We start from the raw sequence: 15,369 nt of genomic DNA on the forward strand, positions 1-15,369 counted from the left end.
ATCACAAGGAGGAGGGGCGCGCCGCGCCGACCGACATGACCGACATCACCACCGCCCAGCAGGACGAAACCAACCTCCGTACCGACGCCGCCTGGCTCGACGCGCACTGGATGCCGTTCACGGCCAACCGCCAGTTCAAGGCCGACCCGCGCATGATCGTGTCGGGCAAGGGCGCGTATTACACGGACGGCGAAGGCCGCAAGATCTTCGACGGCCTGTCGGGCCTCTGGTGCACGGGCCTCGGTCACGGCCGCACGGAAATCGTCGAAGCCGTGAGCCGCCAGGTCGCGCAGCTCGACTACGCGCCGGCGTTCCAGTTCGGCCACCCGAAATCGTTCGAACTCGCCAACAAGATCAAGGACCTGACGCCGGCCGGCCTCGACTACGTGTTCTTCACGGGCTCGGGCTCGGAAGCGGCCGATACGTCGCTGAAGCTGGCCCGCGCTTACTGGCGCGCGAAGGGCAAGGGCACGAAGACGCGCCTGATCGGCCGCGAGAAGGGCTATCACGGCGTGAACTTCGGCGGTATCTCGGTCGGCGGGATCGGGCCGAACCGCAAGATGTTCGGCCAGGGCCTCGACGCCGACTTCCTGCCGCACACGCAACTCGCCGAGAACAAGTTCTCGCGCGGGATGCCCGAGCACGGTGCCGAGCTGGCCGACCGCCTGCTCGAGCTGATCGCGCTGCACGACGCGTCGAACATCGCGGCCGTGATCGTCGAGCCGTTCTCCGGTTCGGCGGGTGTGGTCGTGCCGCCGAAGGGCTATCTGAAGCGCCTGCGCGACATCTGTACCGCGCACGACATCCTGCTGATTTTCGACGAAGTCATCACGGGCTTCGGCCGTGCCGGCGCGATGACGGGTGCCGATGCGTTCGGCGTGGTGCCGGACATCATGAACTTCGCGAAGCAGGTGACGAACGGCGTGCAGCCGCTCGGCGGCGTGATCGCGACGAAGGAAATCTACGACACGTTCATGGCCGCGGGCGGCCCCGAGTACATGCTCGAGTTCCCGCACGGCTACACGTATTCGGCGCATCCGGTCGCGTGCGCGGCTGGCGTCGCGGCGCTCGACCTGCTGGTGAAGGAAGACGCGGTGGCCCGCGTGCGCGATCTCGCGCCGCATTTCGAGGCGGCGGTGCATGGGCTGAAGGGCCAGCGCCACATCGCGGACATCCGCAACTACGGGCTGGCTGCCGGCCTGACGATCGCGGCGCTGCCGGGCGAGCCGGCACGGCGCCCGTACGAGATCGCGATGCGTTGCTGGGCGAAGGGTTTCTACGTGCGCTACGGCGGCGACACGATCCAGCTGGCGCCCCCGTTCATTTCGGAGAAGCGCGAGATCGACAACCTGGTCAACGCGCTGTCCGACGCACTGAACGAAGTGGACTGAGCCGCGGCCTGCGCTGAGCGATAACCGAATTCACGAAAGAGCCAGATACATGAAACACGACAGCAACGTAACCTCCACCGTCGGCCACCTGATCGACGGCAAGCGCGTCGACGGCGGCAGCCGCGTCCAGCCGGTGTTCGACCCGGCCACCGGCGAATCGCACAAGAGCGTCGCGCTCGCCGACAAGCTGACCGTCGAAGCCGCGATCGCGTCCGCGCAGGCCGCGTTCCCGGCCTGGCGCAACACGCCGCCGCTGAAGCGCGCCCGCGTGATGAGCCGCTTCAAGACGCTGCTCGAGGAGCATGCCGACGAGCTGTGCGCACTGATCACGGCCGAACACGGCAAGGTGCTCGCCGATGCGATGGGCGAGTTGCAGCGCGGGATCGAGAACGTCGAATACGCCACCTACGTGCCCGAGCTGCTGAAAGGCGAGCACAGCAAGAACGTCGGCCCCGCGATCGATTCGTGGAGCGAGTTCCAGGCGCTCGGCGTCGCGGCCGGCATCACGCCGTTCAACTTCCCGGTGATGGTGCCGCTGTGGATGTGGCCGATGGCCGTCGCGTGCGGCAACACGTTCGTGCTGAAGCCGTCCGAGCGCACGCCGTCGTCGACGTTGCGCATGGCCGAGCTCGCGCTCGAAGCCGGGCTGCCGCCGGGCGTGCTGAACGTCGTGAACGGCGACAAGGAAGCGGTCGACACCTTGCTGACCGACCCGCGCGTGAAGGCGGTGAGCTTCGTCGGCTCGACGCCGATCGCCGAATACATCTACTCGACCGGCTGCGCGCATGGCAAGCGCGTGCAGGCGCTCGGCGGCGCGAAGAACTTCGCGGTCGTGATGCCGGACGCCGACATCGGCAACGCGGTGAACGCGCTGATGGGCGCCGCGTACGGCTCGTGCGGCGAGCGCTGCATGGCGATTCCGCTGGTCGTCGCGATCGGCGACGAGACGGGTGACAAGGTCGTCGCGGGCCTGAAGGCCGAGATCGAGAAGATGAAGGTCGGCCCGGGCAACGGCGCGGGCGTCGACATGGGCCCGCTCGTCACGCAGCAGCATTTCGAGAAGGTGACGGGCTTCGTCGAAGCGGGCGTGGAAGCGGGCGCGACGCTCGTCGTCGACGGCCGCAGCGTGAAGGTCGACGGCCACGATGGCGGCTATTACCTCGGCCCGTGCCTGTTCGACAACGTGAAGCCCGGCATGCCGATCTACCAGCACGAGATCTTCGGGCCCGTGCTCGGAGTGATCCGGCTGAAGTCGCTCGACGAGGCGATGGCGCTGATCGACGCGCACGAGTACGGCAACGGTACGTGCCTGTTCACGCGCGACGGCGAGGCCGCGCGCTACTTCGGCGACAACATCCAGATCGGCATGGTCGGTATCAACGTGCCGCTGCCGGTGCCGGTTGCGTATCACTCGTTCGGCGGCTGGAAGCGCTCGCTGTTCGGCGACCTGCACGCGTATGGCCCGGACGCCGTGCGTTTCTACACGAAGCGCAAGACGATCACGCAGCGCTGGCCGTCGGCCGGTGTGCGCGAAGGGACGGTGTTCAGCTTCCCGTCGAACCGCTGACGTGCCACCCGGCTGCATGCGTCGTCCGCCTGCCTGGCGGCGGTCAACGCAATGCGGCCGACGTGACCGCGCAAAGGCCCGCTTCGATCGACGATCGGAGCGGGCTTTTTCATGCCAGCGCGGATGGGGCGGAAGGCGGCAGAACGCTTACGGTACCACCACGTGCCACATGTCCTTGAAGTTGTCGCCGTTGCGGTCGCCCTGTTTCATGTCCTTCGAGAAGAAGTACAGCGGCTTGCCCTTGTATGCCCATTGCGGGCTGCCGTCGTCGCGCTTGACGATCGTGTAGGGCCCGACCGGAGCGTCGGTTGCACTGGCCTTGTAGGGCGGCCAGAAGGATTCGCACTGGCCGGTGCACGCGCTGGTGCCGGCGTTGGCCTTGTCCTTGTCGAACGTATAGACGGTCATCCCGTTCGCGGCGACGAGCGAACCGTTTTCGACTTTCGTGATCGAGCCTTGGGCCGACGCCGAAGCGGATGCAATGGCGAGCAGGGCGGAGCTGACGAGCAGCGCGGCTTTCATGAGGGCCTCCTGTAATCCGGTGGGCGGCCGCGATCGTGCACGGGCGAGCGTGCGCCGGGATCGCGATGAATGGTGCCGGAACGCAGTGCCGTCGCCGCCGGTGCGAGCGACGCAGGGTCGAATGGCGGCGAACGGAGCGCTCCATTCACGATAGGCGGTTTTTGGCGGGGCTGCGAGAACATCGGGGGCGTATCGGCCGCGCGTCGGCGTCACGCAACGGCATGGCGATCGCCGCCGTGCTTCGTTCCGGTATTAAGCATCCGTCCCCGAGGGGCGCGTTGCGCATGCCCGTGCGTCAGCGTCTCGCCCGATTCGTCAGCGCGACGCCCGCGATCACGAGCGCACCGCCGGCCAGCATCGACGGCGACAACGGCTCGCCGAGCAGCGCAACCGACAGCAGCACGCCGAACACGGGCACCAGGTTGGTGAACACGGCCGCGCGGGCCGGTCCGAGTTCGCGGATCCCCTGCGAATACCAGACGAACGCGACCACCGTGCCGATCGCGCCGAGGTAGAGCATCGACGCGACGGCCTGCCACGTCAGCGGCGTGCCGCTGGCGGCGGGCGAACCGAACAGGTGCGCGACGATCAGCAGCGCGAGGCCCCACAGTGCCGCATACGTCGTGGCCGCCAGCGGCGACAGCCCGTCGAGCGCGCGCCGGCCGATCACCGTATAGGCGGCCCAGCTCAGCACCGCGCAGAGCATGTAGCGTTCGCCGGCGCCGAACGTGTTGCCGAGATCCGTCAGCACCCGCAGCAATTCGCCACGGCTGATCACGATCAGCGCGCCGAACAGCGCGACGGCGATGCCGGCCCAGCGCGACAGCGACAGGCGTTCTCCGCGCACGACGATCGACAGCAGCACGGCGGTGGCGACGGGATTCAGCGCGACGAACAGCGCGGTGCGCCCCGCCGGCATCCGCGCGAGTGCCGCGAAAAAGCACACGTTGTACAGGAAGATGCCGGTCGCACCGAGTCCGAAGGTCGTCAGGATCTGGCGGCCGCGCAGCTTCGGCAGCCCGCCTTCGATCTTCCATGTCAGCACGACCAGTAGCAGCGCGGCGATCGCGAAGCGGCCGGTGGCCGCGGCGGTCGCCGACATCGTCGCGGCCAGGATCCGGCCCGCGATGAACGTCCCGCCCCAGAACAGCGCGACGAGCGTGAGTTTCACGTAGATGGCCGCGTGCGGCCGGGTGGCGACGATGGCGGCGGGCGGGGCGGGAGCGTTCATGTGACGGGGTTTCTCGGTGAGCGCCTGCGGCAACGCATGAGCGACCGTGCGCGGCCCGCGATTGCAAATCGCGCGATGGCCGGCGTGCAGGCTGGATTCAGGGGGATCGGATCGGGCGCTGCGTCGTCAGCGAAACACGGGCGCCGACGCGAGCGTGGTCAGCACGACGGGCATCGCGAGCGCCGCGGCGATCGTCTGGAACGCGGTGATGCCGGCCATCAGCGGCGCGTCGCCGCCGAGCTGGCGCGCCATGATGTACGACGCCGACGACGTGGGCAGCGCCTGGAACAGCAGCGCGACCGTCAGCGCCGCGTCGCCGAGCCCGAACAGGCGGCCGGCGGCGAGCGTGATGAGCGGCATCGCCATGAACTTGAACGCCGACGCGACGCACACCGGTTGCAGCCACGCACGTGCCGCATCGAATCTCAGTGCCGCGCCCACGCACAGCAGGCCGAGCGGCATCGACGCGACGCCGAGCGCGCGCACGGCCGGCGCGACAGCCGCCGGGAACGCCACGCCGCTAGCCTGCATCGCGATCCCGAGTGCGCACGCGACGACGAGCGGATTCGACAGGATCTGGCGCACGAGCGCCGCCGCGCCGAGCCGCGTGTCGCCATAGCGCGCGAACACGAGCACGCACATCAGGTTGACGGTCGGGACGATCGCCGCGACGCACACGGCCGCGAGCGCGATGCCTTTTGCACCGAACAAACCGGCCGCGAGCGCGGTGCCGACATAGTTGTTGAAGCGCACGGCGCCCTGGAACACCGACGTGAAGCCGGCGCCGTCGACCCGCACAAACGGACGGACCAACAGAAGAAGCGCCGCGGCGAGTGCGGTCGAACCGACCAGCGCTGCCGCGAGCGGTAAAACGGGCAGGGCCTGCAGCCGTGCATTTGCGAGGCCGTCCGCGAACAGCGCGGGCAGCAGCACGTAGTAGCACAGCCGCTCGGCCTGTGGCCAGAACGCGTCGGCAATGAAGCCCGTGCGCCGCAGGCCGTGGCCGAACGCGACCAGCAGCGCGACCGGCGCCAGCGCGAGCAGGATCGGGCCGATCATCGGCACACCTTCACGCGGCCTGCGCGGGCCATGCGGGCCGCCGCGAGCGGCTGGCACGCAAAGCGGCGAAACGAGGCGGGAATCCATCCGGCGGGCAACATGGCGACACGCAATCGAAAGAGTGACGATGCCACCAAGTTAACACGCGCAAGCAACAGGAATAATTGTTAATTATCGGGTGTTCAATGAGAAATTTTCATCGATGAAGCGGTGACTTCGGCCGCGAGCGCACGCGCGAAACGTTCGGCCGGACGCGACTGGTGTTCGAGCAGGACGACCGCGCGCCCCATCTGCGGCTGGCCGAACGGCAAGCGCGTGACGGGCGGCAGGCGCGCAAGCGTCGCATCGGGGAGCGCGACGATGGCCGCGCCGAGCCCTCTCGCGACCATGCGTGCGATCGTTTCCGCGCTGTCCAGCACCATCTCCTCACGCACGCGCACGCCGATGCGACGCAGCTCGGCGGCGATCATGCGGCCGGCCCAAGCCTGCGCATCGAAGCGGATGAACGGCAGCGCGTCGAGCAGCGCGACCGCGTCGCGTTCCGCATGGTCCGGCGGCGCGAGCAGCCAGAAGCGATCTTCGTACAGCGTGGTCCACGTCAGTTCCGCCGGATGCGGGCGCACCGGGCTCGTCGTAATGGCTGCATCGAGTTCGCCGGCCGCGACGCGGTTCGCCAGTTCGGCCGACATGCCGGCCGACACGTGCACGCGCAGCCCCGGGTGCGCCGCGCGCAGCGCGAGCAGCGCGTCGGGCAGCGGGCCCGACAGCGCGGTCTGGATCGCGCCGATCCGCAGGCGCCCGACCAGCTTCTTCTCGTCGCTGAGCGCATCGGGAATCCGGTCGACCATCGCGAGCACCTGCTCGGCCTGCGCGAGCAGGATGTTGCCGGCCTCGGTGAGTACCGGCTGCCGGCGCGAGCGATCGAACAACTGCACGTTGTATTCGCTTTCCAGCGTCTTGATCTGCAGGCTCACCGCCGATTGCGTGAGCCCGATGGCTTCGCCGGCGCGCGCGAACGTCCGGTATCGGGCGATGGCGACCAGCGTTCTGAATGCGCGTAATGACATGGGCGGACGGATGTGGGCAGAGGCAGCCGTGTACGAAGCGGATCCCGGGCGGCGCGATCTACGGCGCGTTGCGGTGAGCGGCTCGCAGGGCCGCCGCCAGGGTTCGCGACATCATGCCCGCGCGTCTCGAATCGGGCAACCGGCCGGGATGCGGCGCGCCGCGTGTCGCCGACAAGCCGCGATGGTTCGAGCGCTTCCTAAAATGATATAGTTCTATTGTTAGAATGTTTGAGCCGGGCAAGCGTGCTGCCTGAAGCGCAGTGACGCGGGTTCCGGCGTGTCGAGACCGAAGTGGAAACAGGAGCAGGGGCATGACCAAGGTGGCACATCCGGGTTTGTCGTCGCAGCGGCTGAAAGCGCTCGACACGCGGCTGAACGAACGGTACGTGGCGTCCGGGCGCTTGCCGGGGGCGGTGACGATGATCCATCGCCGTGGCGAGCTGGCGCACGTGAATGTAGCCGGATCGATGGACGTCGAGCGGGCGAAGCCGATGCGCGAGGATGCGATTTTCCGCATCTATTCGATGACCAAGCCGATCACGAGTGTCGCGTTCATGACGCTGGTCGAGCAGGGGCTGGTCGCGCTCGACGATCCCGTGTCGAGCGTGATTCCGGCATGGAAGGATCTGGGCGTTGCGGTGGCCGGCGCGCGGAGCCTCGGCGGGTTCCAGACCCGGCCTGTCGCGCGCGAGATGCTGATGGTGGATCTGCTGCGCCATACGGCCGGGTTGTCGTATTTCTTCCAGGCCCGCACGAACGTCGATGCCGCGTACCGCGAACTCGCGCTCGGCGAACCGGGCAACCCGGGCGGTCTCGACGGCATGATCGCGGATCTGGCCCGGCTGCCGCTCGACTACTCGCCGGGCGACGAATGGAACTATTCGGTCGCGACGCACGTGCTCGGCTATCTCGTCGAGAAGATCTCAGGGCAACCGTTCGCCGATTACCTGAAGCAGGCGCTGTTCGACCCGATCGGCATGCCCGACACCGGTTTCTTCGTGCCGGACGAGCAGGCCGAGCGCCTGTGCGCGTGCTATCGCCCGGGTGCCGATGGCGGGCTCGTGCTGCAGGACGACCCGGCCGCCAGCGCGTTTCGCCGGCCGCCGGCGCTGGCATCGGGCGGCAGCGGGCTCGTGTCGACGGCCGGCGATTACCTGCGCTTCTGCCGGATGCTGCTGAATCGCGGCTCGATCGACGGGCACCGGATCCTGAGCCCGAAAACCGTCGAGCTGATGACGATCAACCATTTGCCGGGCGGCCAGACGCTCGACCGGATGTCACGCTCCAGTTTCAGCGAGGCCGTGTATCCGGGGCTCGGTTTCGGGCTCGGCTTCGCGGTGACGCAGGATCTTGCCGCGACGATGCAGCCGGGCAGCGTCGGCGATTACTTCTGGGGCGGCGGCGCCAGCACGGCCTTCTGGATCGACCCGGCCGAGGACCTGATCGTCGTGTTCATGACGCAACTGCTGCCGTCGACGACGTACCGGATTCGTCGCGACCTGCGGCATTGGGTCTACGGTGCGATGTGCGACGACGAAGGCGGCGCGTCGGCGTGACGACGCGGCGAGCGGGTCAGGCCGCCGGCTTGCGCGCGGTTTTCCGGACGCCCGTGCGCGGCGACGGGATCAGGTCGGCACTGCGGTCGTCGCCGTCGAGATCGTGCGTGATGTCGAGCACGAAACGGTCGGCGCGATACAGATAGAGCCCGGCGTGGACGATGCAGCCGTCGCCGTCGGTCCACCAGCGGCGCATGCGAATCAGCATGTCGGCCATGCTGCAGTCGGCGCCGTCCGACGCGAGCAGGTCGGCGGTTTCCTGATCCGCATAGGCGGCCGTGATTTCCTGGCGGGCCTTCGCGAGCGGAAGCCGGTTGTATTGGCGGACGAGATAGCCGACCTTGTGCCGCGCGTCGCTGCCTTTCGGAAAGCGGTCGTAGGTTTCGCGTGCGACATAGCTGTCCATCACGCCGTAAGGCGTGCCGTCGTGCAGATGAAGCGTGCGGATCCGCATGTAGGCGGCGCGCATCGGCTGGCCCGTCTGCAATGCGGCGGGCAGCGCGGTCACGGCTTCGCGCAGCAGCACGCGCAGGGTCTGGCCGGGCGCGAGCTGCAGCGGATCGTTGATCGCGGCGCGCAGCGCCGGGTTATCCGCCGGCGAGACGACCTCGGCCGTGACGAACGTGCCGCGGCCGCGGGCGCTGCTCACGAGCCCTTCGGCGCTCAGTTCGGCCAGCGCCTGACGCACCGTGATCGTGCCCGCCTGATAGAACGCGCACAGCTCGGGAATCGGCGGCAACTGGTCGCCGCGCTTCCATTCGCCCTGGTGGATTCGTCCACGCAGCAGGCTGGCAATCCGCGCATAAAGGGCGACCCCTTTGCGTTCTGGGGGCGACGACGGGTTCAAAGACGGGCTCCTGGAATGATGCGGGCGGTGGTGGGGTTCGGATCAATGCCTAACATTCTACTATTGGAATGTATGCGCGCTCGCGCATCAGGCAGAGCCGGCAAGCGACGCTGCACGCCGGCGCCATGCGCCGTACGCGGCGCGTCACACCCACAGCCGATACATCCAGAACGACTCGTCCTCGATGAAGCGTTGCGTGAATTCGCTCGGTGAGAAACCCGTAATGCGCTTGACCTCGCGGCTCAGGTGCGCCTGGTCGGCGAACCCTTCGTCCAGCGCCAGCGTGGCCCAGTTGAACGCGGCGCCGGCTTCGAACCGGTCGCGCGCCGCGAAGAACGCGCTTTCCGTCCTGACGAGCGTTTGCCATTCGCGCAGCGAACGGCCGCTGTAGGTCTTGATTCGCCGTTCGACCTGCCGCGGGCTGTGGGTGTGCCGCCATTCGCGCGCTTGCAGCGCGAGGCGTTCGACCCAGCTGCGTCCTGCGTTGCGGAGCGACGACAGCGGCGTCGCGGGCCGCAGCGCCTGCCAGCGCGGTGCGAGATGACGTTCGATTGCCGCCAGCACGTCGGCATCGCGGTCCGCGCCGACCAGTGCATCAAGCAGCGGGCGCCAGTCGTGGCCGAGGCACGCGTACGCGTCGAGTACGCGGTCGTGGATGTCCGGCAGCGCGATGCCGAACAGCGCCCGCGCCGCATCGGCGGTGAAGCAGATCATGCCGATCCGTCCGCCGGTCGGCGCCCAGGCTACGGTAGGGGCCGAATGGCTGCCCGACAGCGTCGCTGCGGCACCGAAGGGGCGCCACCGGGGCCCGTCGGCCGTGGGTTCGACGAAGCCCACGTCGAGATCCCGATACCACGACACGCACACGAGCGGCGTGGCCGGAAAATGCGAGAGCCGCTGCGCGTCGCTCAATTCGAACCCGCGCGTGTCGTGCAACACGATCGCGACCACCGCGCCCTGCAGGGCAGCCGGCGCGGGGTACAGCCGCCCATGCGGTGACCGCCCGTCGCTCAGCGCGCGGGGGGCGCGTGCCAGCGGATCGGGGCACGACGGCGAGATCGATGACGGGTCGGAGAACATGACGCCGGAGTATAGGGACGGGCCAGTCGCGTGTCGATGTCGTTTGCGTTCAAGACCGCCCGCATGCCGATTCGGATAATCCGGCCCATGAACACGCGATCCACTTCCCAATGTCCATTCCATGCGGACGCCGCGGCTTCGGCGCCCGTGCTTCACCCGCCCGGCGTATGGCCGCCGGGGCCGCCTACCGGCCTGACGGGTTGGGGGCTGTTGCGCGCGATGTCGCGCGACCTGCTCGGCACGCTGGCCGGTTGGCAGCGCGCTTACGGTGATGTCATGCACTTGCGCATGTGGCCCGAGCATGCGGTGGTCGTGACCGATCCCGCGCTCGTGCGCGAACTCCTGGTTACGCATCATGATGCGGTCGGGCGCTGGGAGCGAGCCGTCCGGGTGTTTGCGGAGGTTCACGGCCATAGCGTGCTGATCGCCGAAGGCGACGCGTGGCGCGACAAGCGGCAGGCGTTGCAGCCGAATTTCATGCCGAAGCCGGTGCAGGCGTTCGTACCGTCGATCGCGGCGACGGCCGGACATGCGCTCGCGCAGTGGCCCGCGCGCGATCCTGACTGGCCGATCGAAAGCGCACTGACGTCGCTGGCGATGGACGTGATCATGCGCACGATGTTCTCCGATGCGATCGGCGACGATGCGCGTGCGGCCGAGGAAGCCGTGCGCGTGGTGAGCGCAGCGGCCAACGCCGATTTCTACTGGCCGGCAAGCACGCCGGACTGGATGCCGTGGAAGCGTGGCAAGGCGCGTGCGATGGCCGTGCTGAACGGGCTGATCGACCGGCAACTGCAGGCGCGTCTCGACTTGCCGACGCACGCGTGGCCAGACGATCTGCTGTCGCGCCTTTTGAAGCTGCATCGGGACGACGCACGGCGATGGCCGCTGCAGTCCGTGCACGACGAATGCATGACGGCGTTCCTCGCGGGCCATGAGACGACGGCCGGGGCACTGACCTGGTGGGCCTGGTGCATGGCGGCGAATCCGGCGGCGCAGGCCGCCGCACGCGACGAAGTGGTGCGCGTGCTGGGCGGTCGCGCGCCGTCCGCCGAGACGCGATCGTCGTTGCGCTACCTGACGCACACGCTCGAGGAAACGCTGCGCCTGTATCCGTCCGCGCCGATCCTGATCAGCCGGCGGGCGTCGCGGCCGATCGTGCTGGGGCCGTGGCAGTTTCCCGCGCGGACGCTGTTCATGCTGCCGCTGCAACTCATGCAGCGCGATGCGCGATGGTTTGCGGAACCTGAAGTGTTTCGTCCCGAGCGTTTTGCGGACGACGCGCCGGCCGCGCCGCGTGGCGCCTACATGCCGTTCGGCACGGGCCCGCGCGTGTGTCTCGGGCAGCATCTGGCGATGACGGAAATGACGGTCGTCGCGGCGATGATCCTGCAGCGCTACGAATTGTCGGTGCCGCCCGGCATGATGCCGCCGCGGCCGGTGCTGAACGTGACGCTGCGGCCGGAGCGTCCGCTGCATCTCGCGATCGCGCCCGCGGCGGACGGCGGTGCCGTGTGATGCGTGTGGTGCGGTGCGGCCGCGCGAGCGGGGCGCTGATTCGACGGCGCATCGGCCGCGACGGCATTCCCGGGGGATGCGCGTGTCGTGAACGATGGGCGTTCGCGCGATGCGGTGTCATCGAATCGTCGGAATGTGAATGCGTGTCGCCGGGTGCCGTCGGCGCCACTGGCGCGGCATCGCGCAGCACCTATGCTTGAAGGGCCCAGGCCGGGCGGAGCCCAAGGAGGATGGTCATGCGCATGCTTCTCAACATACGAATCCCTCACGAACCGTTCAACACGCTGGTGCGCGACGGCAGCGTCGGCGACGTGATCGGGCGAATACTCGAAGCGGTCAAGCCGGAGGCCGTGTATTTCACCGAGCAGAGCGGCGGGCGCGGGGCCGTCGTGATCGTCGACGTGCATGACCCTTCGCAGATCCCGGCGCTCGCGGAGCCGTGGTTCCTGATGTTGAATGCGGACTGCGAGTTCCGCGTGGTGATGTTGCCGGACGATCTCCGGAACGCCGGGCTCGCGCAACTCGGCGCGAAGTGGAAGTAGCGGGAAGCTGCCCATGCCCCTGCGCCTGCTCGAGAACCGGGCAGGCGGCATGGCGTGGCGCTCTCGCGCCGACTAACGTGCCGGCTGCGGTGGTTCAACGTTCGCCGCTTGCCCGTCTTTCGGTCGCAACAGCAACAGCAGGCCGCTCAGTGCCGCCGCGGCGACGAACACGAAAAAGAACCGCTCGTTCCATTGATACTCGCTGGCGGACGCCGTGCCACCGTGATTCCCGGCCGTGGCGCCGATTTCCAGCAGGAACGTGAAGACCGCCGGCACGGGCGCGGAACCGAGGTAGGCCAGGAACGCGAACTGCAGCCGGCCGCGGGTCAGGATCGACCAGACGTTCTTGCCCATCAGGCAGGCGACCAGCACCACGGGCGGGACGAGCACGATCGAGGCGGCACTGATCGCGCACAGAAACAGCCAGCCAAGTCCGATGATCGGAATGAGCGACATGAGTCGGGGCTCCAGTTTTCGGGCAATCTTGTTGTCGACGGGCATCCGCACCGGCATTACCGGACGACCACGGCATGCGGCACTTCACGGAGTGTGCCCGATTCCACGCCGGTTGCCATCCATCAGCATCGATGCGGTCATCCGGCCGCGTCTTCCCCCAGCGCCTGGATGAAGCGCGAAAACAGCTCGGGCTGTGACGAAATCCCGAGCTTCGCGTACAGGTGCCGCCGGTGCACCTTCACCGTTTCGGGTGATATCGCGAGCCGCTCGGCAATCGCCTTCGACGAATTGCCGCGCAGCACCATTCTCGCGATCGACATCTCGCGATCGGTCAGCACGCCCGCGCCGAAGCGGGCGAGCGCCTGCTCGACCCGCGCGCCGAGATCGGCGTCGGGCGCCGCGCGTGCCGCATCACCCACCAGCCGCCAGTGCTGCCGGATCGCCGCGAGCACCCACGGCATCGCGGCCGTCAGCTTGCCGAGCGGCTCGACGTCGAACCGCGTGCCCGCGCCGAGCGACAGCGACAGCAGCATGTCGGCGTTCGGCCGCACGAGGATCTGGATCTCGTCGTCGCCGACCGCGTCGCGGAAGTAGCTGAGGAAATATTCGCTCTGCCGGAACAGGTCGGGCGCGACTTCCTCGAGCCGGTAGCAGCCGTCGGCGAGCCCGTCGTGCGCGGCCTGCAGGAACGGGTCGAGCAGATACACGCCGTTCAGGTAGAGCGGCACGGGTGAGGCGGCATCGGTGCCGCCCGTGTCGTATTCGTCGAGCACGAGCGGCACGCCGTCGGGGCCGATCGCGGTCGCGAGCGCGTTGTCGAACGGCACCATTTCATTGAGCAGCAGCACCAGGAACCGCCAGAAGCGCGGCTGGCCGAGATGATCGATTGCGCGGCCGAGCGCCTGGTGCATCGCGATTTCGGAAAAGAGACGATCCATACCACCACCGGAAGGGCGTAACACGAAGGGGGAATAGCGGTCCTGAAATTGGCTTCCTAGACTGCCACGCAATCAATCGGGCCCGAGTATGGGCGTTCAAAAAAGAGTGGCAAAGGGTTGGCCCAAGCACAGGAGAACGAAATGGCGATGATGTCGGAATCGACGGGCACGCTGCAAGCGGCGCCTGCAACGGAAGACGCGCCGCGCGCGCTGTCGCAGACGCTCAGCGTGCGCGATGCGGTGATGATCACCGTATCGGGCGTGACGCCCGCGAGCTCTATCTTCGTGATCGCGCCGTTCGCGATCCAGCAGGCCGGCAGCGGTGCCGTGCTGTCGTTCGTGCTCGGCGGCGTGCTCGCGCTGGCGTTCGCGCTCTGCTACGCGGAGCTCAGCGCCGCGCACCGCAGCGCGGGCGGCGAGTACGTGATGGCCAAGCGCGTGTTCGGCACGCTGCCCGGCTACCTGACCTTCATCACGGTGCTGTCCGTCAGCGTGTTCATCCCGGCCGTGCTCGCGAGCGGCGCCGCGCCGTACCTGAACAACGCGCTCGGCACGCACTTCAGCAACCAGTCGGTCGCGCTGACGATCGTGCTGCTCAGCTACCTGCTCGGCATGCTGAACATCAAGACGAACGCGTGGATCACGGGCGCGTTCCTGGTGGTGGAGATCGGCGTGCTGATGCTGATCGCGGGCCTCGGCTTCGGTTCGCCGCATCGTGGCGCCGACGCGCTGATCGCGCCGGTCGTCGCGAGCGGCAACACGCTCGTGCCGGCGACGCTGGCCGCGATCGTCCCGGCGATCGGCACCGCGATCTTCTGCTACAACGGCTTCGGCTCGGCCGCCTATCTCGCGGAAGACCTGCGCGGCGGTAACCGCAACGTCGCGAAGGCGGTGATCTACTCGCTGCTCGTGATCCTCGTCGTCGAACTGATTCCGCTCACCGCGATCGTGCTCGGCGCGCCGTCGCTGACGGAGCTGACGAAGAGCACCGACCCGATCGGCTATGTGGTGCGTTCGCTGAGCAACCCGGCCGTGTCGCGCGTGGTCAGCGGCGGGATCTTCCTGTCGGTGTTCAACGCGATCATCGCGATCGTGATCACGATGGGCCGGCTGCTGTACAGCAGCGGCCGGCACGCGCTCTGGTCGCGCACCTGCAACCGCGCCTTCTCGACGATCCATCCGCGCCTCGAATCGCCGTGGCTCGCGACGATCGCGCTCGCGGTGCCGTCGGCGGGGCTTGTATTCGTGTCGAGCCTCGACGAGCTGACCGCGTTCACGGTCGACCTGCTGCTGCTGATCTACCTGGTCGTCGGGCTGGCCGCGCTGGCGAGCCGGTTCGTGCGCCGTGACGTCGAACATCATTACCGGATGCCGCTGTGGCCCGTGACGCCGCTTGTCGCGGTAGCCGGCGCCGCGTATACGCTCTACACGACGCTCGCAACGGCGACGAAATCGACCGACCTGCTCATCATCGCGGGGTTGCTGATCGCCGCGCTCGTGATGTATGCAGTCTGGGCGCGCCACAGCGAAGCCTTCCGCGCGCTCTGAGCGCCGGATCGACGTATTGCCATACCGAAACACCGAACCATTAGAAG

The 15,369-nt window shown here is 68.1% G+C and carries 14 protein-coding genes; 6 read left to right on the forward strand and 8 right to left on the reverse strand.

Translation table 11 applies throughout. From position 1 onward, the window contains the following. The first annotated feature begins 35 nt into the window (after positions 1-35). Both LGN19_RS02855 and LGN19_RS02860 read left to right on the forward strand, forming a co-directional pair. Positions 36-1,391, forward strand: a complete 1,356-nt coding sequence (locus tag LGN19_RS02855; RefSeq protein ID WP_122949511.1) for an aspartate aminotransferase family protein — start codon at positions 36-38, stop codon at positions 1,389-1,391. A 49-nt stretch (positions 1,392-1,440) separates the two neighbouring features. Continuing rightward, positions 1,441-2,958 (forward strand): CoA-acylating methylmalonate-semialdehyde dehydrogenase, encoded by a 1,518-nt coding sequence (locus LGN19_RS02860; RefSeq protein ID WP_226213170.1) that lies wholly within the window; start codon positions 1,441-1,443, stop codon positions 2,956-2,958. 147 nt (positions 2,959-3,105) lie between these two features. Here LGN19_RS02860 and LGN19_RS02865 read toward each other — a convergent pair whose 3' ends face one another. From LGN19_RS02865 to LGN19_RS02880, 4 genes are all read right to left on the reverse strand, one after another. Then, positions 3,106-3,480: a hypothetical protein gene (locus tag LGN19_RS02865; RefSeq protein WP_226213171.1), complete on the reverse strand. Its 375-nt coding sequence runs from the start codon at positions 3,478-3,480 to the stop codon at positions 3,106-3,108. 295 nt (positions 3,481-3,775) lie between these two features. Beyond that, positions 3,776-4,711, reverse strand: a complete 936-nt coding sequence (locus LGN19_RS02870) for a DMT family transporter (protein ID WP_226213172.1) — start codon at positions 4,709-4,711, stop codon at positions 3,776-3,778. Positions 4,712-4,837: 126 nt separating this feature from the next. Then, the gene (locus LGN19_RS02875) at positions 4,838-5,770 is read right to left on the reverse strand and encodes an AEC family transporter (protein WP_226213173.1); all 933 of its coding nucleotides are present in this window, start codon (positions 5,768-5,770) and stop codon (positions 4,838-4,840) included. 182 nt (positions 5,771-5,952) lie between these two features. Next, positions 5,953-6,837: a LysR substrate-binding domain-containing protein gene (locus LGN19_RS02880; protein ID WP_226213174.1), complete on the reverse strand. Its 885-nt coding sequence runs from the start codon at positions 6,835-6,837 to the stop codon at positions 5,953-5,955. 311 nt (positions 6,838-7,148) lie between these two features. On the opposite strand from LGN19_RS02880, the gene LGN19_RS02885 reads away from it, so the two are divergent. Next, on the forward strand, positions 7,149-8,393 hold the full coding sequence (locus tag LGN19_RS02885; RefSeq protein WP_226213175.1) for a serine hydrolase domain-containing protein: 1,245 nt from the start codon (positions 7,149-7,151) through the stop codon (positions 8,391-8,393). A 16-nt stretch (positions 8,394-8,409) separates the two neighbouring features. Here the strand turns inward: LGN19_RS02885 and LGN19_RS02890 are convergent, their stop codons facing one another. Continuing rightward, positions 8,410-9,240, reverse strand: coding sequence for a GntR family transcriptional regulator (locus LGN19_RS02890; protein ID WP_226213176.1), 831 nt, complete (start codon positions 9,238-9,240; stop codon positions 8,410-8,412). 144 nt (positions 9,241-9,384) lie between these two features. Next, a complete protein-coding gene (locus LGN19_RS02895; protein ID WP_226213177.1) occupies positions 9,385-10,320 on the reverse strand; it encodes a helix-turn-helix transcriptional regulator in 936 nt (311 codons plus the stop codon). An 87-nt stretch (positions 10,321-10,407) separates the two neighbouring features. On the opposite strand from LGN19_RS02895, the gene LGN19_RS02900 reads away from it, so the two are divergent. Both LGN19_RS02900 and LGN19_RS02905 read left to right on the forward strand, forming a co-directional pair. Then, positions 10,408-11,838 carry a cytochrome P450 gene (locus LGN19_RS02900; protein ID WP_226213178.1) on the forward strand — a complete coding sequence of 477 codons (1,431 nt, stop codon included), beginning with the start codon at positions 10,408-10,410 and terminating at the stop codon, positions 11,836-11,838. Positions 11,839-12,074: 236 nt separating this feature from the next. Next, complete coding sequence (locus LGN19_RS02905; protein ID WP_122949512.1) at positions 12,075-12,380, forward strand: panthothenate synthetase; 306 nt, start codon at positions 12,075-12,077, stop codon at positions 12,378-12,380. 72 nt (positions 12,381-12,452) lie between these two features. Here the strand turns inward: LGN19_RS02905 and LGN19_RS02910 are convergent, their stop codons facing one another. Together LGN19_RS02910 and LGN19_RS02915 are read right to left on the reverse strand one after the other, a co-directional pair. Further along, positions 12,453-12,836, reverse strand: coding sequence for a hypothetical protein (locus tag LGN19_RS02910; RefSeq protein WP_175016955.1), 384 nt, complete (start codon positions 12,834-12,836; stop codon positions 12,453-12,455). 137 nt (positions 12,837-12,973) lie between these two features. Beyond that, a complete protein-coding gene (locus tag LGN19_RS02915; protein WP_122946962.1) occupies positions 12,974-13,774 on the reverse strand; it encodes a helix-turn-helix transcriptional regulator in 801 nt (266 codons plus the stop codon). 141 nt (positions 13,775-13,915) lie between these two features. Here LGN19_RS02915 and LGN19_RS02920 point away from each other — a divergent pair, with 141 nt between their 5' ends. Then, positions 13,916-15,322: an APC family permease gene (locus LGN19_RS02920; RefSeq protein WP_226213179.1), complete on the forward strand. Its 1,407-nt coding sequence runs from the start codon at positions 13,916-13,918 to the stop codon at positions 15,320-15,322. Positions 15,323-15,369 lie beyond the last annotated feature (47 nt).

Source organism: Burkholderia sp. AU30198 (genome assembly GCF_020419825.1).
Taxonomy (GTDB): Bacteria; Pseudomonadota; Gammaproteobacteria; order Burkholderiales; family Burkholderiaceae; genus Burkholderia.

Excerpts from the sequence above, each read along its gene's own strand:
- LGN19_RS02855 (WP_122949511.1), top strand. The coding sequence starts at position 36 with ATGACCGACATCACCACCGCCCAGCAGGACGAAACCAACCTCCGTACC.
- LGN19_RS02860 (WP_226213170.1), top strand. The coding sequence starts at position 1,441 with ATGAAACACGACAGCAACGTAACCTCCACCGTCGGCCACCTGATCGAC.
- LGN19_RS02865 (WP_226213171.1), bottom strand. The coding sequence starts at position 3,480 with ATGAAAGCCGCGCTGCTCGTCAGCTCCGCCCTGCTCGCCATTGCATCC.
- LGN19_RS02870 (WP_226213172.1), bottom strand. The coding sequence starts at position 4,711 with ATGAACGCTCCCGCCCCGCCCGCCGCCATCGTCGCCACCCGGCCGCAC.
- LGN19_RS02875 (WP_226213173.1), bottom strand. The coding sequence starts at position 5,770 with ATGATCGGCCCGATCCTGCTCGCGCTGGCGCCGGTCGCGCTGCTGGTC.
- LGN19_RS02880 (WP_226213174.1), bottom strand. The coding sequence starts at position 6,837 with ATGTCATTACGCGCATTCAGAACGCTGGTCGCCATCGCCCGATACCGG.
- LGN19_RS02885 (WP_226213175.1), top strand. The coding sequence starts at position 7,149 with ATGACCAAGGTGGCACATCCGGGTTTGTCGTCGCAGCGGCTGAAAGCG.
- LGN19_RS02895 (WP_226213177.1), bottom strand. The coding sequence starts at position 10,320 with ATGTTCTCCGACCCGTCATCGATCTCGCCGTCGTGCCCCGATCCGCTG.
- LGN19_RS02900 (WP_226213178.1), top strand. The coding sequence starts at position 10,408 with ATGAACACGCGATCCACTTCCCAATGTCCATTCCATGCGGACGCCGCG.
- LGN19_RS02905 (WP_122949512.1), top strand. The coding sequence starts at position 12,075 with ATGCGCATGCTTCTCAACATACGAATCCCTCACGAACCGTTCAACACG.
- LGN19_RS02910 (WP_175016955.1), bottom strand. The coding sequence starts at position 12,836 with ATGTCGCTCATTCCGATCATCGGACTTGGCTGGCTGTTTCTGTGCGCG.
- LGN19_RS02915 (WP_122946962.1), bottom strand. The coding sequence starts at position 13,774 with ATGGATCGTCTCTTTTCCGAAATCGCGATGCACCAGGCGCTCGGCCGC.
- LGN19_RS02920 (WP_226213179.1), top strand. The coding sequence starts at position 13,916 with ATGGCGATGATGTCGGAATCGACGGGCACGCTGCAAGCGGCGCCTGCA.